We start from the raw sequence: 21,070 nt of genomic DNA, 5'->3' as shown, positions 1-21,070 counted from the left end.
GCTCAGGCCCGCACGGTCTCCGCCGGCACATCTTCCGCCGGCGGCGGCAGGTCGGCACCGCGCGTGAAGCGCGCCACCGCGTACATGCCCGCGAACACCGTGAGCAGCAGCAGGCCGTCGCCCCACCAGGGCCGGACGGTCTGGCTGTCGCCGTAGAAGGCCAGCACCAGCAGCACCGCCACCAGGTGCGCGCAGAACACCGGCAGCGAGGCCGCGCCCATCGCCTCGAGCCAGTGCAGGCGCGGAATCCTGCGCATGAGCCCGGGCCCGAAGCGCACCGCCAGGACGCCCAGCGCCACCAGGTTCACGAGGCGCAGCGGCCCGAGCTGCCACTTGTCGAACAGCAGGTTCAGTTCCACGTCGCCGCCGAACGGCGCCTGGCCGTTGATGCCGTGGTGGCGCCACCAGAAGCCGTAGAGCGCAATGGCCAGCGCAGGCATCCAGAGCCAGGCCGGAAAGCGCAGCGGCCGCGCATCGGGCAGGTTGCGGCCGGCGCCGAGGCACAGGCCCGCAAACCACAGGAACTGCCAGGCGTAGCTGTTGAAGGCGCCCATTTCGTGGAACGGAACCGGCAGCCCGAGGTAATGCACCGCCAGCCCGTAGATCCATTCGCTCAAACCGAATTGCGCGAGCGCCCACAGGGCGACGCTGGCGGCCATCACCAGCGTCCAGCCGTGGCGCATGGCAAAGGCCAGCACCCAGGGGCTCATCAGCATGAAGAAGATGTACATCGGCAGGATGTCGAGCAGCGCGGGCTCGTAGATCAGCAGCAGCCCGAAGAGAAAGCCATCGCGCGGCTCGGCCAGGTAGTAGGACATCAGGTTCTTCACCGCGGGCTGGTCGATGTGCAGCCCGAGCGCGGCAATCACGGTGAACAGGAACAGCAGGATCGCCGCCTGGCACAGGTACACCTTGAGCACGCGCCGCCAGAAGGCCTGGCGCATCGGGTCGACGCCGCGCACGTAGCCGATGCGGCTGTAGACCAGCCCGGCCACGAAGGCCGACAGCAGCACGAAGCCTTCGGCGGCCGAGACGAAGCCAAAAGGCTGGCCCAGCGGGTCGGTCAGGCGGGTGGGCAGATGGGTGACGGTCATCAGCACGAGCATCAGCCCGCGCAAGGCGTCTATTTCCCAGTAGCGTTTCATCGGTCGGCGGCGAGGTCTTGGTGGCGGTCCGCGCGGCGCACGCACGACAGTGCCGATTGTATGAAGAGCGGCCGAGGCATATGACTCCTGGCACTGCCGGAGCGCCATTCAAATCGGCTACGCTGCGCGCTGCTTCCAGGTGGAGAAAAAATTGAAAAGAACCATTCCAGCGCTGCTTCTGGCCGGCAGCGCTCTGCTCGCCGGCCCTGCCCTCGCCCTCCAGATCACCAGCCTGACGCCGCAGGGCGAAGTGGCGCGCGTGCGCCAGGTGGTCGCCAAGTTCGACCAGCCCGCGGTCAACTTCGGCGATCCCAAGGCGCCCGCGCCGCTCGCCGTGAGCTGCACCGACGCGCAGGCCGGCAAGGGCACCGGCCGCTGGACGGATGCGAAGGCCTGGGTCTGGGATTTCGAGAACGACCTGCCGCCCGGCGTGCGCTGCACCGTCACGCGGGTTGCCGGCTTCAAGCCCGCCTCGGGCGGGGAGCTGACCGGGCCGGAGCGCTACCAATTCAATAGCGGCGGGCCGTTCGTGCGCAACTTCATGCCGGGCAGCTATGGCCGAATCGACGAGCAGCAGATGTTCGTGCTCGAGCTCAATGGCGCGGCCACCGTGGAGAGCGTGCGCCAGAACGTCTGGTGCGCGGCCGACGGCATTGGCGAGCGCATTCCCGTGCGGCTGCTCGAAGGCGAGCAGCGCACCGGGCTCCTGAAGGCCTTCGGCCGCGAGAAGGAAGCCGCCAAGGATCCGCTGCGCTTCATTGCGCTGCAATGCAACCGCACGCTCACGCCGGGCAGCAAGGTGCAGATCGTCTACGGCAAGGGCGTGGCCACGCCTTCAGGCGTGGCCAACAACGTGGAGCGCCGCCTGAGCTTCCAGGTGCGCGAGCCCTTCGCGGTGTCTTTCAGCTGCGAGCGCGAGAACGCACAGGCCGCCTGCCTGCCGCTGCGGCCGATGCAGCTGCAGTTCAATGCGCCGGTCACGCGCAAGATGGCTGGGCAGATCCAGCTCAAGGGCGGCGGCAAGTCGATCGCTGCCACGCTCGAGAACGATGGCGGCACGCCGAGCGAAGACGACGTGGTCAGCGCCGCGAGCTTCGGCCCGCCGTTCGCCGAAGACACCCAGTTCACCATCGAGCTGCCCGCCAGGTTCGAGGACGCCTCGGCCCGGCCGCTGGCCTCGCCCGGCAGCTTTCCGCTGAAGGTGGCCACCGGCGCGATGCCGCCGCTGGCCAAGTTCGCGGCCTCGCCCTTCGGCGTGGTCGAGCGGCTGGCCGAACCCGGCACGCCGGCCATGATGCCGGTGACCGTGCGGCGCGTGGAACCTGCGCTGATGGTGCAGGCGCTGACGCCCGGCAAGGTCAGCGACATGAGCCCGAAGACCGACGCCGAGATCATCGCGTGGTTCCGCAAGGTGCGCCGCTACGACGACTACACCGTGAGCCGCGAACAGGCGCGCAAGGACATCAAGGGCGCGCTGCCCGCCGTCATCGAAAACAGCGAGCGCAGCCGCGTGCAAAGCCGCATGCTGTCGCTCCTGGCGGGCCAGCCGGGCGTGAAGGCGCTCGACATGCCCAAGGCCGAGAGCGGCGATCCGCGGCCCTTCGAGGTCATCGGCATTCCGCTGACGCCGGGCTTCCACGTGCTCGAGATCGCGTCGCAAAAGCTCGGCGGCGCGCTGCTCGACGAGCGCTACGGCGCCAGCCGCACGATGTACGTGCGCACCACCGCGCTGGCCACCAACCTGGCGGTGCACTTCAAGCTCGGCCGCGAGAACTCGATGGCCTGGGTCACCACGCTCGACAAGGGCAAGGTGGTACCGAATGCCGAAGTGCGCGTGTCCGACTGCCGCGGCGCCGCCGTCGCATCGGGCACCACCGATGCCAACGGCATCGTGCACCTCACCGGCATCGCGCCCGAGGCGCCCAGCTGCAACGGCCCGGACGAATACAACACGGGCGCATGGTTCGTCAGCGCGCGCGCCAAGGACGACAAGGGCGTGGAAGACCTCGCCTTCACCTGGAGCGACTGGCAGCGCGGCATCGAGCCCTGGCGCTTCAACGTGCCCACCAGCCTGCAGCCCGAGCCCGACCGCGTGGCCCACACCATCTTCGACCGCACCCTGCTGCGCGCCGGCGAAACGGTGTCGATGAAGCACCTGATCCGCACCCAGACCAGCAAGGGCTTCGGCCTGCCCGAGAACCGGCCCGACACGCTGGTCGTCACCCACACCGGCAGCGGCCAGCGCTTCACGCAGCCGCTGGCCTGGCGCAAGACGCCGACCGGCGGCCTCAGCGCGGAAAACACCTTCGCCATTCCACCGGCCGCCAAGCTCGGCCTGTACGAAGTGATGCTGCGCAGCGGCAAGGGCAAGGACGCCAACAGCGGCGGCTCCGAAGGCGAAGAAAGCGGAGGCGAAGGCGACGACGGCTACAACCGCAGCTTCTCCACCGGCCAGTTCCGCGTCGAGGAATTCCGCCTTCCCGTGCTCGAAGGCCGCATCGCGCCCACCGACAAGAAGCCGCTGGTGAGCGTGGCCTCGGTGCCGGCCGAAGTGCAGATCAACTACGTGGCCGGCGGCGGCGCCGCCAACCTGCCGGTGCGCGTGTCGGCCATGGTGCGCGGCAAGAGCCTGAGTTTTTCCGACCACGAGGCCTTCAGCTTCAGCCCGCCGCGCGTGCAGCCCGAAGGCTCGCAGGCGCCCGCCGCGCCGGCCGCCGACACCGCGGGCGGCGAGGAAGACATCAACAGCGCCAGCGACACCCGCGTGATCGCCGACAAGCTGCCGCTCACGCTCAACAAGGACGGCGCCGGCAAGGTCACGATCGACAAGGTGCCCAAGGTCAAGGCCGCGCGCGAACTGCTGCTCGAGGCCACCTATGCCGATCCGAACGGCGAGGTGCAGACCATCCGCAGCACGCAGACGCTGTGGCCCGCCTCGGTGATCGCCGGCATCAAGACCGAAGGCTGGGTCTCGACCAGCCAGAAGCTCAAGTACCAGGCGCTCGCGCTCGACCTCTCGGGCAAGCCGCAGGCCGGCGTCACGCTCAACGTGCGCGCCGTGGCGCGCATCACCACCACCAGCCGCAAGCGCATGGTGGGCGGCTTCTACACCTACGACAACAAGACCGAGACCAAGGACATCGGCACCGTCTGCAGCGGCAAGAGCGATGCGCGCGGCCTGCTGCTGTGTGAGTCCGAGCTCAAGGAGGCCGGCGAGGTCGAACTGGTGGCCAGCGCCACCGACAGCGAAGGCCGCGACAGCCGCGCCGCCAGTTCGGTGTACGTGACCAAGCAGGGCGAACTCTGGTTCGGCGGCGAGGACAACGACCGCATCGACGTGCTGCCCGAGAAGAAGAGCTACCAGCCCGGCGAGCTTGCCAAGTTCCAGGTGAGGAGCCCCTTCCGCTTTGCCACCGCGCTGGTGTCGGTGGAACGCGAAGGCATCATCGAGACCCACGTGGTGAAGCTCGACGGCAAGGACCCGACCGTGAGCCTGCAGGTCAGGCCCGAGTGGGGGCCGAACGCCTACGTGAGCGTGCTCGCGCTGCGCGGCCGCCTGCGCGAGGTGCCGTGGTACAGCTTCTTCACCTGGGGCTTCAAGGCGCCGCGCGAGTGGTGGACCGCCTTCTGGTACGAAGGCAAGGAATACGTCGCGCCCACCGCGATGGTCGACCTCAGCAAGCCCGCCTACCGCCTCGGCATGGCCGAGATCCGCGTCGGCACGCGCGCGCACCAGATCGACGTGACCGTCACCAGCGACAAGCCCAGCTACCCGGTGCGCAGCAAGGCGCAGATCACCATCTCCGCCAAGCTGCCCGACGGCAAGCCCGCGGCGGGCGCCGAAGTGGCCCTGGCCGCGGTCGACCAGGCGCTGCTGGAGCTGATGCCCAACGACAGCTGGAACCTGCTCAACGCGATGCTGCAGCGGCGCAGCTGGGGCGTTTCCACCTCCACCGCGCAGATGGAAATCGTCGGCCGGCGCCACTACGGGCGCAAGGCCGTGCCCGCGGGCGGCGGCGGCGGCAAGGGCCAGACGCGCGAGCTGCTCGACACCCTCCTGCTGTGGAACCCGAAGGTGGTGCTCGACGCCAACGGCCAGGCCGTGGTGACGGTGCCGCTCAACGATGCATTGACCACTTTCAAGATCGTGGCGGTGGCCGATGCGGGCACCAGCCTGTTCGGCACCGGCCAGGCCAGCATCCAGGCCACGCAGGACCTGCAGATCATCAGCGGCCTGCCGCCGCTGGTGCGCGAGGACGACCAGTTCCGCGCCCAGGTCACGCTGCGCAACACCACGCAAAAGCCGATGAAGGTGGAAGCTGCGCCGCGCGCCACGCTGCTCACGCTCGAGCCGCAGACGGTGGACATCCCGGCCGGCGAAGCGCGCGAAGTCGCGTGGACCGTGACAGCGCCCGCGCAGCTCGCGCAGACGCGCGCCGAAGCCATCCTGTGGGAGATCGAGGCGAAAGACACCCTCGGCGGCGCCCGCGATGCGCTCAAGGTGCGCCAGCGCATCGTGCCCTCGGTGCCGCTCACGGTGCAGCAGGCCACGCTGGTGCAGCTCGACGGGCCCTTCACCATCGACGTGGCACCGCCCGCCGACGCCCTGCCCGGCCGCGGCGGCCTGAAGCTGTCTCTGCAACCCAGGCTGGCCGAGGGCCTGCCGGGCGTGCGCGACTGGTTCGCCAACTACCCGTTCAGCTGCCTCGAACAGAAGACCAGCAAGTCGGTCGGCCTGCGCGACGCGAAGATGTGGCAGGGCGTGCTGGCCCAGCTGCCGACCTACCTCGACAGCGACGGCCTGGCCAGCTACTTTCCGCCGCGGGACGGCGAATCGAACCGCGGCAGCGACATCCTCACCTCGTACCTCTTGGCGGCCACGCACGAGGCGGCGGCGCTGAACCCCGCCTTCGCGCTGCCCGACGCGGCGCGCGCGCCGATGGAGTCGGGCCTCATCGCCTTTGTCGAGGGCCGCATCCAGCGCGAGTTCTGGAGCCCGCGCAAGGACCTGGACGTGCGCAAGCTCGCCGCGCTCGAGGCCCTGTCGCGCTACGGCACGGCCAAGGGCAGCATGCTCGGCAGCATCACCATCGCGCCCAACCAGTGGCCCACCAGCGCGGTGATCGACTGGCTCAACATCCTGAAGCGCGTGCAGGACGTGCCGCAGCGCCAGCAGCGGCTCGATGAAGCCAACAACGTGCTCAAGGCGCGCCTCTCCTACCAGGGCACCAGGCTGGTCTTCAGCACCGAGCAGGACGACTACTGGTGGTGGCTCATGACCAACGGCGACGTCAACACCGCGCGCCTGCTGCTCAGCGTGATGGACGACCCGGCCTGGAAGGACGACATCGGCAAACTCGCCAACGGCTTCATCGGCCGCCAGCAGAACGGCGCCTGGCACACCACCACCGCCAACCTGTGGGGCGGGCTCGCGCTCGAGAAATTCTCGAAGGTGTTCGAGAGCACGCCGGTGGCCGGCATCACGGCCGCCACGCTCGGTGCCGTGAAGGCGCAGGTCGACTGGCGCAGCGTCGAGCGCGTGAAGACCACCGACGCGGCCGGCGCGCCCAACCAGAGCACCTTCTTCGGCGCGCCCGCGTCGCCGGGCAACCTCAAGAACAACACCATGTTCCTGCCCTGGGCCGCCTCGCCTGCCGGCGCACCGGTGCGCGACACGCTGCTGGTCACGCAGCAGGGCAGCGGCAAGCCCTGGCTCACGATGCAGTCGATTGCCGCGGTGCAATTGAAGGCGCCGTTCGCCGCCGGCTATGCCATCAAGAAGACCATCACCCCGGTCGAGCAGGCCACCGCGGGCAAGTACACCCGCGGCGACGTGCTGCGCGTGACCGTCGAGGTGAACGCCAGCACCGACATGACCTGGGTCGTGGTGAGCGATCCGATCCCGGGCGGCGCCACCATCCTGGGCACGGGCCTCGGCCGCGACTCGCAGATCGCCACGCAGGGCGAGCGCAAGTCGGGCGCCGGCTGGCTGGCCTTCGAGGAACGCAGCTTCGAGGCCTTCCGCAGCTACTACGAGTACCTGCCCAAGGGCGTCGTGAAGATCGAATACACCGTGCGCCTCAACAACGTGGGCGACTTCGCGCTGCCGCCGAGCCGCGTCGAGGCGATGTACGCGCCGGAGATGTTCGGCGAGACGCCGAATGCGCGCGTGAAGGTGGAGGCGGCGAAGTAAGAAAAGAAGTGGCGGGGCCTGCTTATGCCGGCCCCGCTGCCGCAAGCGCCGCTTCGTACACCGCCAGGTCCGCGTCCGAGAAGCAGCAGAACGTGGCCTCCTGCACGCCGGCACTCGCAGCCAGCGCCGATCGGACCGTGGCCACCGCGATGGGCGCCGCGAGCTCGATCGGGTAGCCGTAGATGCCCGTGCTGATCGAGGGGAACGCGATGCTGCGAACGCCGTGCTGCGCGGCGATTTCCATCGACTTCCGGTAGCACGATGCCAAGAGCTCCGGCTCGCCGCTCGCACCGCCGCGCCAGACCGGCCCGACGGTGTGAATGACGAAGCGGGCCGGCAGCCGGTAGCCCCGGGTCAGCTTGGCGTCGCCCGTCTTGCAGCCCGACAGCAGCCGGCATTCATGCAGGAGCTCGGGCCCCGCCGCGCGGTGGATGGCGCCATCGACGCCGCCTCCGCCGAGCAGCGACGAATTCGCCGCATTGACGATCGCATCGACCTGTAGCGTGGTGATGTCGCCGCGGATGGCACGAAGCGCTTTCTGCATGATCCAGGGCCTGTTCAGGGCAGATTAGACGACCGGCGCGCTGAATGCAATCAGCTTGCCCATGTTGGCCACGAAGCTGGCCACCGTGATCGCCTGCGGCTGTTCCTTCTTGACGTAGGGCTCGATCAGCGGCGGGTCCGCCGGATCGTAGGGCGAGGTGTCGAACACATCGCCCACATGCTTGCTGCGGTAGGCATCGCCCGTGTACGGCGTGGAGGGCCCATCGCCCTTGTAGGGGTTGGTCACGGCCGACAGCGGCGCGAGCCAGTAGCCCTTGGGGTCGAGCTTGTCCATCACGGCCGTGGCATCGGCGGCGCTCACCACGGGGCTGGTCATCACGCGGTCGGCGAACAGGTCGGCAAAGTCCACTTCACGCAGCGAAAAGTACTTGGGCAGCGGCCGCTGTTCGCCGTGTCGCAGCGGAGAGGCCGCCACCATCTGCTGGATGGCCGCGTCGCTCATGCCGTTGAGCTGGGCGTAGGTCTGGCGCATGCCCGCAATGTCGATGGCGCGGCCGGCCGAGTAGTGGCTGGGCGTTGCGCGGTGGTCGTGGTCGACGTAGTAGGCGCCGTTGTGGATGTTCGAACCGTAGCGGTGCACGAAGCGCGGCTGGTTGGTGCCGAGCTCCACGAAGGTGGGATGCGTGCGGCCCTTGAGCAGCGGGTTCTCCGCGATCATGGCGTCGGTGAGCTTGCAGCTGTCCAGCCAGTCGAGCGCCTCGGGCACGCGCGCCAGGTAGCCGCGGTCGCCCGTCAGGCGGAAATAGTTGAACAGCTGCTGCACGTTGGTCTGCGTCGTGTGCGTGGCCAGCGACCTCGGCTCGTAGCTGCGCGCGCCGGCGGGTGCCCCGGCCGGGCGGCCGTTCTGGTCCGTCGCCAGGTGCTGCAGCCCCCAGCCGGCCTGCGGCCCGGGCTGCTGCATGCGGCGCAGGCATTCCATCGCGCGGTTGATGTGCGGCACCAAGCTCTGGTCGCCCAGCGCCACCACGCACATCAGCATGAACTTGATGTTCTCGCCCGCCACGTCGTCGTTGAAGGTGACGTGGCGCGTGTAGTCGCCGTCTTCCATGCCCGCAGTCGCGCCCAAGGGCAGTTGATCTCCATTGGGCAGCGGCATCGACGAGATCGCATCGGGCGACGGCGGATAGCGCTGCGGCCAGCCGCCGTCGGCCACGCCGGAGCTGAACTGCGCCTGCGTGACGAAGCCGATGGCCTTCTGCAGCGCCGCGAGGAAGCGCGCATCGCGCTTTTCCAGGTACATGCGCAGCAGGAACTGCGACGACACCGCCGTGCCCGCATCGTCGAAGGTGGCGTTGCCGTAGTAGTGCTGGAATTCTTCGAGCCGCCAGCCGTTGGCGCCCACGGTGGCGTACCACTCGCGCAGCGAGGCTTCGCCGGCAAAGTCGTGGATGTAGTTCCAGCCGCCCGCCGGATGCTGCGCCTCGACCAGCGCGAGCGCGGTGCGCTCGGCGGCGCTGTAGAAGAGTTCGTCGCCGGTGGCGTGGTAGGCATCGAGCATGCAGTGCCCTGCCGTGGGCGTGCCGGGCGGCTGGATCCAGCACATGGTGCGGCGCGCCTCCATTTCGCCCCAGAGGGTGGAAAAGTCGGGCAGGTAGGCCCAGACGTAGCCGCCGCGATAGGACACCGTCTCGTCCATGAAGCTCGCCGCGCGCCGCATCGCCTTGCGCGCCAGCACCTCGGTGCTCGGCGGCGGTTCCGGCGCGGGCGCCGGCGGCGGCACCGGGAATGGCGGAAAGCCGGGGCCGTCCCCTCCGCCGCCGCACGCGCTCAGGGCCAAGGGGGAAAGTGTCGAAATGACGAAGTTCCTGCGTTTCATCTTTTGTCTCCAGTTAGGCAGCGGTTCGACCGCTTTGATACTTTTCAACTCATACGATGTCCGATGAGTCGACGAAATTCTGCCATGTCTGGGGCTTTTTCGGGCCTAGTTGTACGACAACTAAAGATGCAATAAGGCTGACTTTTTGTGTTGAATCATTCGCATGAGCCGGGGTTTGCAGCCCGGCTGGTTCTTCAGATCGTCCGTTCAGACCCGCGCGGCAAACCGCTCCACAGCCTCCGTCGGCCCGGCCACGATCAGCAGGTCGCCGGGCTTGACGACGGTGTTTTCCTTGGCGTAGATGAAATCCTCGTGGCGCCGCTTGATGCCCACCACCGTGACGCCGTGCCGCGTGCGCACCGCCGATCCGGACAGCGGCTTGCCATGGGTCTCGCTCGGCGCCCGCGTCTTGGCAATGGCAAAGCCGTCCTCGAACTCGATGAAATCGATCATCTTGCCCGTCACCAGGTGCGCAACGCGCCGCCCCATGTCCGCCTCCGGGTACACCACGTGATGGGCGCCCACCCGTTCGGCGATGCGTCCGTGCTGCTGGCTGTTGGCCTTGGCCCAGATGTCCTTGTTGCCCATCTGGCTCAGGTTCAGGATGGTCAGCACGCTGGCCTCGAGGTTCTGGCCGATGCTGACCACCGCATGCTGGAATTCGTTCACGCCCAGTTGCTTGAGCGACTCCAGGTCGGTGGCGTCGGCCTGCACCACGTGGCCGAGCACGCCGGCGTGCGCCTGCACCGCCTCGGCGTCGGTGTCGATGGCCAGCACGTCGTGCCCCAGTTCCGCCAGCGCGCGCGCCACGCCGGAGCCGAACCTGCCCAGGCCGATCACGACCACGCTGTCTGCGTTGTTTCTGCTACCCAACAATTGGCTTCTCCTCGGGAAAACGGTAGCCGCGCCGCGTGTGGTTCACGGCCATGGCGGCGGCCAGGGTGACGATGCCGACGCGCCCTGCGAACATCAGCAGGACCAGGACGAGCTGGCCCGCCGGCGGCAATTCGGCGGTGATGCCGGTCGACAGGCCGACCGTGGCAAAAGCGGAAATGACCTCGAACAGCACCTTCTCGTACGGCAGCGCTGTCATGGGCACCAGCGTCAAGGTGGCCAGCACGATGGCGCCCGCGCTGAGCACCAGGATGGCCAGCGCCTGGCGCTGAACGGTGGTGGAAATGCGCCGCCCCTGGAACTCGACGTCCTGGTGCCCGCGGATCTCGTTCCAGACCACCAGCAGCAGCACGAAGAAGGTCGTCACCTTGACGCCGCCCGCGGTCCCGGCGCTGCCACCGCCGATGAACATCAGCAGGTAGTGCAGGTTGAGCGATTCCACGGAGAGCGCGCCGATGTCGACGGCATTGAAGCCGGCCGTGCGCGCCGAGACCGAGGTGAAGGCCGCCGCAAGCACGCGCGTGGGCCAGTCCAGCGCTCCGAGGGTCGCCTTGTTGCCGGACTCGGCCAGCAGCAGCGCGACCGTGCCTGCGACGATCAGGAAGATCGTGCCCCATACGGTGAGCACCGTGTGTATCGATTGGACCTGCCGGCGCCGGCGCAGGCCGATGAGCTCGTGCAGCACCGGAAAGCCGAGCCCGCCCATCACGATGGCCAGCATCAGCGGCCCCAGCACCCAGGCGTCGTGCACGAACCGCACCACGCTGTCGCTCCAGGTCGAAAACCCGGCATTGTTGAACGCCGACACGGCGTGGAAGACGCCCTGCCACAGCGCTTCGCCCCAGTCCATGCCGTAGCCGAAGGCGAACCGGGCGCCGAGCAGCAGCGCGGCAACGGCTTCCACCGCGAAGGTCACGATCAGGACCAGTTTCGCGACGCTCCTGACGTCCCCCAGCCCGAGCGAGTGGGTTTCCGCCTGCAGCAGCAATTTCGAGCGCAGGCGCATCTGCCGGTTGACGAGCAGGCCCAGCAGCGTGGCGGAAGTCATCATGCCGAAGCCCCCGAGCTGGAACAGGCCCAAGATGACGGCCTGCCCGAAGCCCGACCAGTAGGTCCCGGTATCGACCACGACGAGCCCGGTCACGCACACGGCCGAGGTGGCGGTGAAGAGCGCCGCCAGCCAGGGAGCGCCCTCGCCCGCCGCATGGGACACGGGCAGCATCAGCAGCCCCGTGCCGATGCCGATGACCGCGAGAAACGCCAGCGCCAGTACGGACGATGGATGCGCGAGCCTCGTGGTCACGCCGTTCCTAGCGGTAGAACGCTTCGACCCTGCCCTTCAGCTTGATCAGCAGCGGCTTGCCCTTGCGGTCCACCGTCTTGCCCGCGGGCACCTTGATCCAGCCTTCGCTGATGCAGTATTCCTCCACGTCGAGGCGTTCCTTGTCGTTGAAGCGGATGCCGATGTCGTGCTCGAAGACAGCCGCCACGTGGTGGGGGCTGCGCGGGTCGGTGGACAGGTGGTCGGGAAGAGGGGGAAGAGAGGGAAGAGAATTGGCTTCGGTCATGACGCGGATGATATGGCCTGTCTCCGGAGCCCCGGCCGGCGCACGTCCTAGCGCCGCTTCTTCTTCACCGTCCGGGCCGCCGGCTTGGGCGCAAAGCCCAGCGAGGCGCGCGCGAGCGCGTCGGCCTCGTGGTTGCGGTGCCGCGGCACCCAGCGCAGGCTCGTCTCCTCGAACGAGCCGAGCAGGGCGCGGGCCTCGTCGAACAAGCCGGCCATGCGTGCGATCGGCCGAGCGCCGGGCGTGCTGAGCTGCTCGACGAGGATGCTGTTGTCGGTATAGGCCTGCACGGCGGTCGCACCCCTGGCCTTGAGCTCCTCGAGCGCGAGGGTCAGCGCCCTGAGTTCAGCTTCGTTGTTGCAGCCCGTGGCATGGCTGGCCAGCGACAGGGTGTGGCGGGTGCCGTCGGGCTCGGTGATGACCGCGCCCGCGCCCATGCGGCCGGGGTTCGGCATCGCGCTGCCGTCGCAGTACACGGTCCAGTGGGGAAGTTGCATCGGCTCCGTCGATTCAGCAATTGCTGCGCTTGATGCCCGCGAGATTCTGGCAGGGCCGCTGGCCCGGAGGCGGTCCCGGATCCTGCGGGCGTGGAGGCCGTGGCGGGCGGACGATCGGGCGGCCGGGGTCGTAGTACGGGTCGGGCCCCCAGCTATAGATCGGCGGCGATTCGGTCGCGGGGCGCTGCGGCTCGTCGACGTTGCGCGGAATGATGGCCGGGCCCTGCGGCGCGTTGCTGACCGGGGGTGGCGGTGGTGGCGGCGGCGCATATGCCGGCCGGCGCGCTTCTTCGCGAGAAGCGGGCGGGGCCACCGTCAGCGGTTCGGTGATCGGCACCTGGCGCGAGAGCCGGCTGCCGGCGGGGCAAGGGCCGTCGGTGTAGGAGATGCCTCCGCTCGCATCGGTGCAGCGCACCACCTCGGCCGCCTGCGCGCCCACGGCTGCGGCGGCCGCGCCCAAGAAGAAGACCGGAAAGAACAGAACCGATGTGCGCATCATGCGACCTCCGCCGTTGGCAGCCGAAGACGACAGTGTCTCCCCTGCCCTGCATTCTGGCCGGGTTTCTACAATCGAAGGTTGTCCGCACCTTCCTCCAACCGCACCAGGCCATGACCGTATACAACCCGCGCCACCAGCCGACGCGCGTGGCCGACCTGCACCGCTTCGATACCGTGATCGACGCGCGCTCGCCTTCCGAGTTCGCGCTCGACCACATTCCCGGCGCCATCAACTGCCCGGTGCTCGACGACGAGGAGCGCCGCATCGTCGGCACCATCTACAAGCAGACCGGCGCCTTCGAGGCGCGGCGCGTGGGCGGCGCCATGGTGGCCGCCAACCTCGCGCGGCACCTGCGCGAGCGCTTTGCCGAGCAGCCCGCCAACTGGCGCCCGCTCGTGTATTGCTGGCGCGGGGGCTTGCGCAGCGGCTCGATGGTGACCTGGCTGCGCCTGGTCGGCTGGGACGCGCAGCAGCTCGCCGGCGGCTACAAGAGCTATCGCCAGCACGTGCTGGCGCAGATCGAGGCCACGGTGCCCAAGCTCCGGCTCAAGGTGATCTGCGGCGCCACCGGCAGCGCCAAGACGCGCGTCCTGCAGGCGCTGGCCGCGCGCGGCGAACAGGTGCTCGACCTGGAGCATTGCGCCAGCCACAAGGGTTCGCTGCTGGGCGCGTTGCCCGGCGTGCCGCAGCCCTCGCAAAAGCAGTTCGAGACGCGCATCGCCACCTGCTTCGATGCGCTCGACCTGTCGCGCACGCTCTACGTCGAGGGCGAAAGCGCGCGCATCGGCCGGCTCTCGGTGCCGATTCCGCTGGTCGCGCACATGCGCGCCGCCGCCTGCATCGAGGTGCAGGCCGACGCGGCCGCGCGGCTCGACTACCTGCTGCGCGACTACGCCTACCTGGGCGACGACCGCGCCGCGCTGGCGGGCCAGCTCGACAGGCTCAAGGAAATGCAGGGCAAGGCGGTGGTGCAGCGCTGGCAGGAATGGGCGCTCGAGGGCAACCTGCCGCAGCTCTTTGCCGAACTGATGGCGCTTCACTACGATCCGCACTACGAACGCTCGCAGGCGCGCCATTTCGAGAAGTGGCCGCTGCGCCAGCAGGTGGCGGCGCCCGACCTGACGGACGCGGGCATCGACGCGGTGGCGGAGGCCATCCTTCGGCTCAACGCCGCAGGGTAGCGGGCACATTCACGGCAACGACAAGGCAGGCTCCATGACACTCGAATGGCGCGAATCGCTCGAAGGCCTCGACTGGGACGAACTCTCGCGGCTCTACCAGGCCGCACCGCTGGGCAACAAGCAGCCGGACGGCCTGAAGCTCGTGTTCGGCAACAGCATGTTCAAGTGCCTGGTGTTCGACGCCGGCCGCCTCGTCGGCGCAGGCCGCGCCATGGCCGACGGGCTCGACTGCTCCTACATCTGCGACGTGGCGGTGCACCCGAGCCACCAGGGCATCGGCCTGGGCAGGCAGATCGTCTCGCGGCTGCTGGAACTCTCGCGCGGGCACCGCAAGATCATTCTCTATGCGGTGGCCGGCAAGGAGCCCTTCTACGAGAAGCTCGGCTTCAGGCGCATGAAGACCGCGATGGCGATCTTCGAGAACCAGGCGCAGGCCTTCGAGCGCGGGCTGATCGAGTGACTCATTCCGTCGTCTCCACCGAAGCGCATCACTTCGAAAGCCTGCACCAGGCGCTCGACGTGGTGGCGCGCGAACGGAAGTACCTTGCGCTGATGCAGGCGCCGCCGTGGGAGCAATCGCTGGCCTTCTACCGCAGCGTGCTGGCGGCGGGCTTTCCCCATTTCGTGGCGATCGATGGCAGCGGCAAGGTCGTGGGCTGGTGCGACGTATCGCCGGTCTTCGGCCACTCCAGGGCCCACATCGGCCTGCTTGGCATCGCGCTGCTGCCCGAGGCACGCGGCCTCGGACTCGGCGCGCAGCTGCTGCAGGCGGCCATCGGCAAGTCATGGACGCGCGGGCTGACCCGCATCGAGCTTTCCGTTCGCGCCGACAACCTGAATGCGAAGGCGCTGTACGAGCGCTTCGGCTTCGAGCACGAAGGCCTGCTGCGCCGCGCCAGCCTGGTCGACGGCATCTACCATGACGCCCACGCGATGGCGCTGCTTCGCTAGACTGAAGCATCCACTGCATGCAACCGGAGAGCGCCCCATGTGCAGAAGCATCAAGACCCTCTACAACTTCGAGCCTCCCGCCACCGAGCAGGAGATCCGCGCCGCCTCGCTGCAGTTCGTGCGCAAGCTCAGCGGCTTCAGCGTGCCGTCCAAGGCCAACCAGGAAGCCTTTGAACGCGCGGTCGACGAGGTGACCGCGAGCGCCGCACGGCTGATCGCCTCGCTGGTCACCACCGCCGAGCCGCGCGACCGCGCCATCGAGGCCGAACGCGCGAAGGCCAGGTCGGCCGCGCGCTTCGGCACCTGACAGCCAACCGCTTTTTTCTGGAGAACCCATGCCGATCGAACTCTGGCTCGCCTTCGTCGCCGCATCGTCCGTGCTGCTGATCATTCCCGGACCGACCATCCTCACGGTGATCAGCTATTCCATGTCGCACGGCCGGCGCGCCAACGTGCCGCTGGTGGCCGCGGTGGCGCTCGGCGATTCGACCGCACTGGTGGTGTCGCTGCTCGGCCTGGGCGCGCTGCTGGCCGCGTCGGCGTTCTGGTTCACGGTGGTGAAGTGGGCGGGCGGGCTGTATCTGCTCTACCTCGGCATCAAGCTGCTGCGCGCGGGCATCGGCGGTGCCGAAATCGCGGCGCCCGCGGCGCCCGATTCGCGCTGGCGGCTGTTCGCCAACACCTACCTGGTGACGGCGCTGAACCCCAAGGGCATCGTGTTCTTCGTGGCGTTCCTGCCGCAGTTCCTGAGCCCCGCGGCCGACGTGACGCGCCAGCTCTGGGTGCTGGCGACCACCTTCGTGGCGATGGCTGCGCTCAATGCCACGCTCTATGCCGTGTTCGCGGGATCGGCCCGCAAGCTGCTTGCCTCGCCGCGCGCGCAGCGGCGCTTCAATCTTGCGGGCGGCTCGCTGCTGAGCGCAGCGGGCGTGTGGGCGCTGCTCGCGCGCCGGCCCGCCTGAGGCGCGCTCCCGCCGGCGTCAGCGGTAGTACGGATTGCCGGGGTTGCGGTCGTAGCGGTTCGGCACGCCGTCGCCATCGCGATCGCGGTCGTAGCGGTTGGGCACACCGTCGCGGTCGCGGTCTCCGTAGCCGTAGTGCGGGCGTGGCGCCGGACGGTCATAAGGTGCAACAACGCAGCCGGCCAGCGCAGCCGACGCGGCAAGCAGGACGGCCAGTGTCTTCATCATCATTTGGTTTCTCCTTGGAGTTGCAGGAAGGCGGCATGCCTTGCGCAAGCCGGCACCTGCATTGAAGGCCACCTCCGTCTCGGCTGCGTATCCGCCATGAGGCCGGAACGTGAAGTTCGTTACCGGATGTGGAACGTGCTGCAGACTTTGACGCCAAGTTCCTGCTGCCGCAGGCGGCGGCGCACCCGTCCGAAAGTAGGTGCAGTTCCCGTGGCCGCTTCGCCGAGAATGGCGCCGCCACGCCGCCGATTTCCGCTTCCCAACGCCATGCACCGCCCGCCCTTCTCCGCCAGCCGCAGTTGCCTTGCCGCAACGCTGGCGGCCATCGCCTGTGCGCTGCCGGCACTGGCCGGCGCCGTGAGCTTCGACGAGGTGAAGCGCGAGTTCCGCCCTTCCGACACCGCGGTGCTCGACCGCAACGGCGAGCTGCTGCAGCGCGTGCGCACCGATGCCAGCGTACGGCGCGGCCAGTGGGTGGCGCTGGCCGATGTTTCGCCGGCGCTGCGCATGGCCATGGTGCTGAGCGAAGACCGCCGCTTCTACGAGCACAGCGGCATCGACTGGCGCGCGGTGTCGTCTGCCGCCTGGGGCAACCTGTGGAACACCCGCACGCGCGGCGCATCGACCATCACGATGCAGCTGTCGGGCCTGCTCGACGAAGACCTGCGCCGCGCCAACAGCGGGCGCAGCTTCACGCAGAAGATCGGCCAGAGCGTGGCGGCCACGCAGCTGGAGCGCAGCTGGCGCAAGGACCAGATCCTGGAGGCCTACCTCAACACCGTGCCCTTCCGCGGCGAGATCGTGGGCATCGACGCGCTCTCGCGCACGCTGTTCGGCAAGGCGCCCAGCGGCCTGGACGCGCGCGAGGCCAGCGTGGCCGCGGCACTGGTGCGCGCCCCCAATGCCAAGCCGGCGCTGGTGGCGCAGCGCGCCTGCGAGGTGATGCGCGCGATGGAGCCGGGGCAGAAGATCGATTGCGATGCGCTCGACATGTTCACGAGCGCAGCAGTGCAGCGGCGGGCCTTCGATGCGACCGAGGGCATTGCGCCGCATGCGGCGCGGCGCGTGCTGAAGGAACTGCGCGAGGCCGGCGAAACGGCCGCGCCGCCCGCCCGCCAGGCAGCCGGCAGGGAAGCCGCCGTGCGGACCACGCTGCGCGCACCGCTGCAGCGCTTTGCGCTGGCCACGCTGCAGCGCCACCTGAAGGAACTGCGCGGCCGCCATGTGGAAGACGGCGCGCTCGTGGTGCTCGACAACGCGAGCGGCGAGGTGCTCGCCTGGGTCGGTTCGTCGGGCCCGCTGAGCCAGGCCGCCGAGGTCGATGCGGTCACCGCGCTGCGCCAGCCCGGCTCCACGCTCAAGCCGCTGCTCTATGCGCAGGCCATCGCCGAGCGGCGGCTCACCGCGGCCTCGCTGATCGACGATTCGTCGGCGCAGATCAGCACCGCGAGCGGGCTCTACATTCCGCAGAACTACGACCGCCAGTTCAAGGGACCGGTGTCGGCGCGCACCGCGCTGGCCGCCTCGCTCAACGTGCCGGCCGTGCGCACGCTGGTGATGGTGTCGCCCGAATCGTTCGCGCGCCAGCTGCGCGCGGCCGGCCTGCCGCTGCGCGAAAGCGGCGACTACTACGGCTACAGCCTTGCGCTGGGCAGTGCCGAGGTGTCGCTGCTGTCGCTCGCCAACGCCTATCGCACGCTGGCCAATGGCGGGCGCTACGGGCCTCCCACGCTGGCTGCGCCGGCTCCGGCTGCAAAGGACAAGGCCGCCGCGCCCGCCACCGTCATCGATCCGCGCGCGGCCTTCATCGTCGGCGACATCCTGTCCGACACGAACGCACGCACGCGCACCTTCGGGCTCGACAGCATTCTTTCGACGCGCTTCTGGACCGCCGTGAAGACCGGCACCAGCAAGGACATGCGCGACAACTGGGCCGTGGGCTGGTCGCAGCGCTACACGGTCGGCGTGTGGGTCGGCAACGCGAGCGGCGCATCGATGTGGGACGTGAGCGGGACCAGCGGCGCGGCACCGGTGTGGGCCGAGGTGATGCGCTTCCTGCACGCGCGCGAGCCGAGCCGCGCGCCCCGGCCGCCGGCCGGCCTGGTCGAGGCGCAGGTGACGTTCGGCCCCGGCGCCGACGGCAGCGCGCTCGAGGCGGCGCGCAGCGAATGGTTCCTGCAGGGCACGGAGCAGCCGCTCTTCGCGCTCGACAATGTCGGCACGCCGGCAGGCGCCGCGGCCGCGCCGCGCATCACCGCGCCGTCCGACGGCACCATCATCGCGCTGGACCCCGACATTCCGCCGCTGCACCAGCGCGTGCGCTTCGAGGCCGAAGGCCGCGGCGTGCAATGGCGCATCGACGGCAAGCACTTTGCGCGCGGCAACAGCGCGCAGTGGCTGCCGTGGCCCGGCCGCCATGTGATCGAACTCGTCGACGCCACCGGCAAGGTGGTCGACCAGCGCAAGCTCGAAGTGCGCGGCGCGGGCGTGGTCGCGAAGAGCGCGCGCCGGTAGGCCAATCCCCCTGCTTTCGACTGCGGCATTGCAGCCGCGCGAGAATTCATCCAATGATTCAATGAATTAGGTCTTTCTTATTCATATGCTCCTCCAAGCCCCCCGAACCTCCCTGGCCGACAGCGCCGCCGACAGCATCCGCGCCGAGATCGCGGCCGGCCGCTGGACCGTCGGATCGCGCATTCCGATCGAGCCGCAGCTCGCGCAATTGCTCGGCGTGAGCCGCGGCACCGTGCGCGAAGCCGTGAAGACGCTGGTCTCGCGCGGCCTGCTCGAAGTGCGGCAAGGTTCGGGCACCTATGTGCGCTCGGGCTTCGATCCTTCGGCCAGCCTGCAGAAGATGCGGCGCGCGAGCCTGCGCGACCAGTTCGAGGTGCGCCGCGCGCTCGAGGTCGAGGCCGCGCGGCTGGCCGCCGTGCGCCACACCGCCAAGGACCTGCGCAACCTGAAGACCCTGCTCGAGAAACGCGGCGTGCCCGATGCGAGCGACGACGGCGCGGGCTTCATCGAGCGCGACCTGGCCTTCCACCTGGCCATCGTCGACATCTCGGGCAACCTGGCGCTCGCGGAAACCTGCCGCTTCATCGCCGGCTACATCAAGGAAACCATCGCGAGCACGATGGGCACCAGCCTGCCCGAACCCGACACGGCCGCGCACGTCACCATCGTCGAGGCCATTGCCAGCCGCGACCCCGACCGCGCCGCCGAGGCGGTGCGCGCCTTCATGTCGCCGATGATCGACGCCCTGGCGCAAGAAGCAGTAGAGCCCGCCCGATGAGCGCAGTGGCGTTCCGGGCGGCCCGCGCCGCCGACGAACTGCTGATCGACGCCGAGGCCGACAGCACGCCCGCGCCGCGCCCCACGCCCGCGGGCAGTGTGGGCCGGCGCATCCTGCTGGGCGCGAGCGTGGTGCTGATTGCCTTCAACCTGCGGCCGGTGTTCGCCAGCCTGTCGGTGGTGCTGCCGGAGATCATCGCGGCCACCGGTCTCTCGGCCACCGCCGCGAGCCTGCTGACCACGCTGCCCATCGTCTGCCTGGGCCTGTTTGCGCCGCTGGCACCGGGACTGGGCCGGCGCTTCGGCACCGAGCGCACGCTGCTCGCCTGCATGGTGCTCATCCTGGTGGGTACGCTGCTGCGCGGCACCGGCAACATCCCGCTGCTGTTCGTGGCCTCGGCCATCGCGGGCAGCGGCATCGCGGTGTCGAACGTGCTGCTCTCGGGCCTCGTGAAGCGCGACTTCGCCAAGCAGGCGGCGCTGATGATGGGCCTCTACACCATGGCGGTGTGCGGCGGCGCGGCCAGCGCGGCGGGCCTCACGGTGCCGCTCGAGCATGCGCTGGGCGGGGGCTGGACCTATGCGCTCGCGATGTGGGCGGTGCCGGCCCTGCTGGTCACGCTGATCTGGGCGCCGCAGGCCCTGCCGCTGAAGCCGGTGGCCAGCGAATCGGGCTTCACGGTGCGCGGGTTGTGGCGCGACCGGCTGGCCTGGCAGGTCACTTTCTTCATGGGCCTGCAATCGGCGCTGGCCTACACCGTGATGGGCTGGCTCGCGCCCATCCTGCGCGAGCGCGGGCTCGGCGGCGAGACCGCCGGCTACGTGGTGTCGCTGGCGGTCATGACGCAGGTGGTGACCTGCCTGGTCGTTCCCGCGATGGCCGTGAGGCTGCGCAACCAGCGCGGGCTGGCGGTGGTGCTGGCCGTCGTCACCGTGGCCGCCATGCTGGCGATGCTGTTCGCCCCGCTCGGCGGCGTGTGGCTGTGGGCCGTGCTGCTGGGCATTGCGCAGGGCGGCACCTTTGCACTCGCGCTCACCTTCATGGTTCTGCGCTCGCCCGATTCGCATGTGGCGGCGCACCTCTCGGGCATGGCGCAGGGCGTGGGCTACGTCGTGGCCGCCTGCGGGCCGCTGATTGCGGGCCTGCTGCACGGCTGGACCGGCAGCTTCCGCGCGTCGTCATGGCTCTTCGTCGGGCTGGGCATTGCGCTGGTGATGGCAGGCCTTGGCGCGGGGCGCTCGATGCTCGTGGGCGCGGTGACGGTTCCGCGGCGCTGAGCTTCG

At 69.3% G+C, this 21,070-nt stretch carries 18 protein-coding genes; 9 read left to right on the top strand and 9 right to left on the bottom strand.

The genetic code is table 11. The annotated features are described in order from the left end of the window. Window positions 1-2 precede the first annotated feature (2 nt). The gene (opgC, locus tag RZE77_RS06695; protein ID WP_319441203.1) at window positions 3-1,145 is read right to left on the bottom strand and encodes an OpgC domain-containing protein; all 1,143 of its coding nucleotides are present in this window, start codon (window positions 1,143-1,145) and stop codon (window positions 3-5) included. A gap of 151 nt (window positions 1,146-1,296) precedes the next feature. Here opgC and RZE77_RS06690 point away from each other — a divergent pair, with 151 nt between their 5' ends. Further along, complete coding sequence (locus RZE77_RS06690) at window positions 1,297-7,338, top strand: alpha-2-macroglobulin family protein (RefSeq protein ID WP_319441202.1); 6,042 nt, start codon at window positions 1,297-1,299, stop codon at window positions 7,336-7,338. Between the two features lie 22 nt (window positions 7,339-7,360). On the opposite strand, the gene RZE77_RS06685 is transcribed toward RZE77_RS06690, so the two are convergent. The 7 genes from RZE77_RS06685 to RZE77_RS06655 form a co-directional block, all read right to left on the bottom strand. Then, window positions 7,361-7,882 (bottom strand): O-acetyl-ADP-ribose deacetylase, encoded by a 522-nt coding sequence (locus RZE77_RS06685; RefSeq protein ID WP_319441201.1) that lies wholly within the window; start codon window positions 7,880-7,882, stop codon window positions 7,361-7,363. 24 nt (window positions 7,883-7,906) lie between these two features. Continuing rightward, the gene (locus RZE77_RS06680) at window positions 7,907-9,718 is read right to left on the bottom strand and encodes a pectate lyase (RefSeq protein WP_319441200.1); all 1,812 of its coding nucleotides are present in this window, start codon (window positions 9,716-9,718) and stop codon (window positions 7,907-7,909) included. A 207-nt stretch (window positions 9,719-9,925) separates the two neighbouring features. Beyond that, the gene (locus tag RZE77_RS06675; RefSeq protein WP_021006090.1) at window positions 9,926-10,594 is read right to left on the bottom strand and encodes a potassium channel family protein; all 669 of its coding nucleotides are present in this window, start codon (window positions 10,592-10,594) and stop codon (window positions 9,926-9,928) included. Continuing rightward, window positions 10,584-11,915 (bottom strand): TrkH family potassium uptake protein, encoded by a 1,332-nt coding sequence (locus RZE77_RS06670; RefSeq protein WP_319441199.1) that lies wholly within the window; start codon window positions 11,913-11,915, stop codon window positions 10,584-10,586. The genes RZE77_RS06675 and RZE77_RS06670 overlap by 11 nt, the downstream gene beginning before the upstream one ends. A gap of 7 nt (window positions 11,916-11,922) precedes the next feature. Continuing rightward, window positions 11,923-12,180, bottom strand: coding sequence for a DUF3297 family protein (locus tag RZE77_RS06665; protein ID WP_319441198.1), 258 nt, complete (start codon window positions 12,178-12,180; stop codon window positions 11,923-11,925). A gap of 47 nt (window positions 12,181-12,227) precedes the next feature. Next, a complete protein-coding gene (locus RZE77_RS06660) occupies window positions 12,228-12,674 on the bottom strand; it encodes a ribonuclease HI family protein (protein ID WP_319441197.1) in 447 nt (148 codons plus the stop codon). A 13-nt stretch (window positions 12,675-12,687) separates the two neighbouring features. Continuing rightward, window positions 12,688-13,170 carry a hypothetical protein gene (locus RZE77_RS06655; protein WP_319441196.1) on the bottom strand — a complete coding sequence of 161 codons (483 nt, stop codon included), beginning with the start codon at window positions 13,168-13,170 and terminating at the stop codon, window positions 12,688-12,690. A gap of 113 nt (window positions 13,171-13,283) precedes the next feature. On the opposite strand from RZE77_RS06655, the gene mnmH reads away from it, so the two are divergent. From mnmH to RZE77_RS06630, 5 genes are read left to right on the top strand one after another with little or no spacing between them, the layout of a single operon-like run. Next, entirely contained in the window at window positions 13,284-14,354 is a 1,071-nt protein-coding gene (mnmH, locus tag RZE77_RS06650) for a tRNA 2-selenouridine(34) synthase MnmH (RefSeq protein WP_319441195.1), read from the top strand. Between the two features lie 34 nt (window positions 14,355-14,388). After that, entirely contained in the window at window positions 14,389-14,814 is a 426-nt protein-coding gene (locus tag RZE77_RS06645; RefSeq protein WP_319441194.1) for a GNAT family N-acetyltransferase, read from the top strand. Beyond that, window positions 14,811-15,305, top strand: coding sequence for a GNAT family N-acetyltransferase (locus RZE77_RS06640; RefSeq protein ID WP_319441193.1), 495 nt, complete (start codon window positions 14,811-14,813; stop codon window positions 15,303-15,305). The genes RZE77_RS06645 and RZE77_RS06640 overlap by 4 nt, the downstream gene beginning before the upstream one ends. Before the next feature lie 37 nt (window positions 15,306-15,342). Further along, window positions 15,343-15,612: a DUF2277 domain-containing protein gene (locus RZE77_RS06635; protein ID WP_319441192.1), complete on the top strand. Its 270-nt coding sequence runs from the start codon at window positions 15,343-15,345 to the stop codon at window positions 15,610-15,612. Window positions 15,613-15,640: 28 nt separating this feature from the next. Then, window positions 15,641-16,267, top strand: a complete 627-nt coding sequence (locus tag RZE77_RS06630) for a LysE family translocator (protein WP_319441191.1) — start codon at window positions 15,641-15,643, stop codon at window positions 16,265-16,267. 18 nt (window positions 16,268-16,285) lie between these two features. Here the strand turns inward: RZE77_RS06630 and RZE77_RS06625 are convergent, their stop codons facing one another. Continuing rightward, on the bottom strand, window positions 16,286-16,498 hold the full coding sequence (locus RZE77_RS06625; RefSeq protein ID WP_405547117.1) for a hypothetical protein: 213 nt from the start codon (window positions 16,496-16,498) through the stop codon (window positions 16,286-16,288). A gap of 264 nt (window positions 16,499-16,762) precedes the next feature. Between RZE77_RS06625 and pbpC the strand changes: the two genes are divergently transcribed. From pbpC to RZE77_RS06610, 3 genes are all read left to right on the top strand, one after another. Next, window positions 16,763-19,009, top strand: coding sequence for a penicillin-binding protein 1C (gene pbpC, locus RZE77_RS06620; RefSeq protein WP_319441190.1), 2,247 nt, complete (start codon window positions 16,763-16,765; stop codon window positions 19,007-19,009). An 85-nt stretch (window positions 19,010-19,094) separates the two neighbouring features. Continuing rightward, window positions 19,095-19,787, top strand: a complete 693-nt coding sequence (locus tag RZE77_RS06615; RefSeq protein ID WP_319441189.1) for a FadR/GntR family transcriptional regulator — start codon at window positions 19,095-19,097, stop codon at window positions 19,785-19,787. Further along, complete coding sequence (locus tag RZE77_RS06610) at window positions 19,784-21,064, top strand: CynX/NimT family MFS transporter (RefSeq protein WP_319441188.1); 1,281 nt, start codon at window positions 19,784-19,786, stop codon at window positions 21,062-21,064. The genes RZE77_RS06615 and RZE77_RS06610 overlap by 4 nt, the downstream gene beginning before the upstream one ends. Window positions 21,065-21,070: the final 6 nt, after the last annotated feature.

The sequence above is a fragment of the Variovorax sp. SPNA7 genome, from assembly GCF_033807855.1.
GTDB lineage: Bacteria > Pseudomonadota > Gammaproteobacteria > Burkholderiales > Burkholderiaceae_C > Variovorax > Variovorax beijingensis.
This window is presented reverse-complemented; position numbering and strand designations above follow the sequence as displayed.

Excerpts from the sequence above, each read along its gene's own strand:
- opgC (WP_319441203.1), bottom strand. The coding sequence starts at position 1,145 with ATGAAACGCTACTGGGAAATAGACGCCTTGCGCGGGCTGATGCTCGTG.
- RZE77_RS06645 (WP_319441194.1), top strand. The coding sequence starts at position 14,389 with ATGACACTCGAATGGCGCGAATCGCTCGAAGGCCTCGACTGGGACGAA.
- RZE77_RS06625 (WP_405547117.1), bottom strand. The coding sequence starts at position 16,498 with ATGATGATGAAGACACTGGCCGTCCTGCTTGCCGCGTCGGCTGCGCTG.
- RZE77_RS06615 (WP_319441189.1), top strand. The coding sequence starts at position 19,095 with ATGCTCCTCCAAGCCCCCCGAACCTCCCTGGCCGACAGCGCCGCCGAC.
- RZE77_RS06610 (WP_319441188.1), top strand. The coding sequence starts at position 19,784 with ATGAGCGCAGTGGCGTTCCGGGCGGCCCGCGCCGCCGACGAACTGCTG.
- RZE77_RS06680 (WP_319441200.1), bottom strand. The coding sequence starts at position 9,718 with ATGAAACGCAGGAACTTCGTCATTTCGACACTTTCCCCCTTGGCCCTG.
- RZE77_RS06685 (WP_319441201.1), bottom strand. The coding sequence starts at position 7,882 with ATGCAGAAAGCGCTTCGTGCCATCCGCGGCGACATCACCACGCTACAG.
- mnmH (WP_319441195.1), top strand. The coding sequence starts at position 13,284 with ATGACCGTATACAACCCGCGCCACCAGCCGACGCGCGTGGCCGACCTG.
- RZE77_RS06655 (WP_319441196.1), bottom strand. The coding sequence starts at position 13,170 with ATGCGCACATCGGTTCTGTTCTTTCCGGTCTTCTTCTTGGGCGCGGCC.
- RZE77_RS06635 (WP_319441192.1), top strand. The coding sequence starts at position 15,343 with ATGTGCAGAAGCATCAAGACCCTCTACAACTTCGAGCCTCCCGCCACC.
- pbpC (WP_319441190.1), top strand. The coding sequence starts at position 16,763 with ATGCACCGCCCGCCCTTCTCCGCCAGCCGCAGTTGCCTTGCCGCAACG.
- RZE77_RS06630 (WP_319441191.1), top strand. The coding sequence starts at position 15,641 with ATGCCGATCGAACTCTGGCTCGCCTTCGTCGCCGCATCGTCCGTGCTG.
- RZE77_RS06665 (WP_319441198.1), bottom strand. The coding sequence starts at position 12,180 with ATGACCGAAGCCAATTCTCTTCCCTCTCTTCCCCCTCTTCCCGACCAC.
- RZE77_RS06660 (WP_319441197.1), bottom strand. The coding sequence starts at position 12,674 with ATGCAACTTCCCCACTGGACCGTGTACTGCGACGGCAGCGCGATGCCG.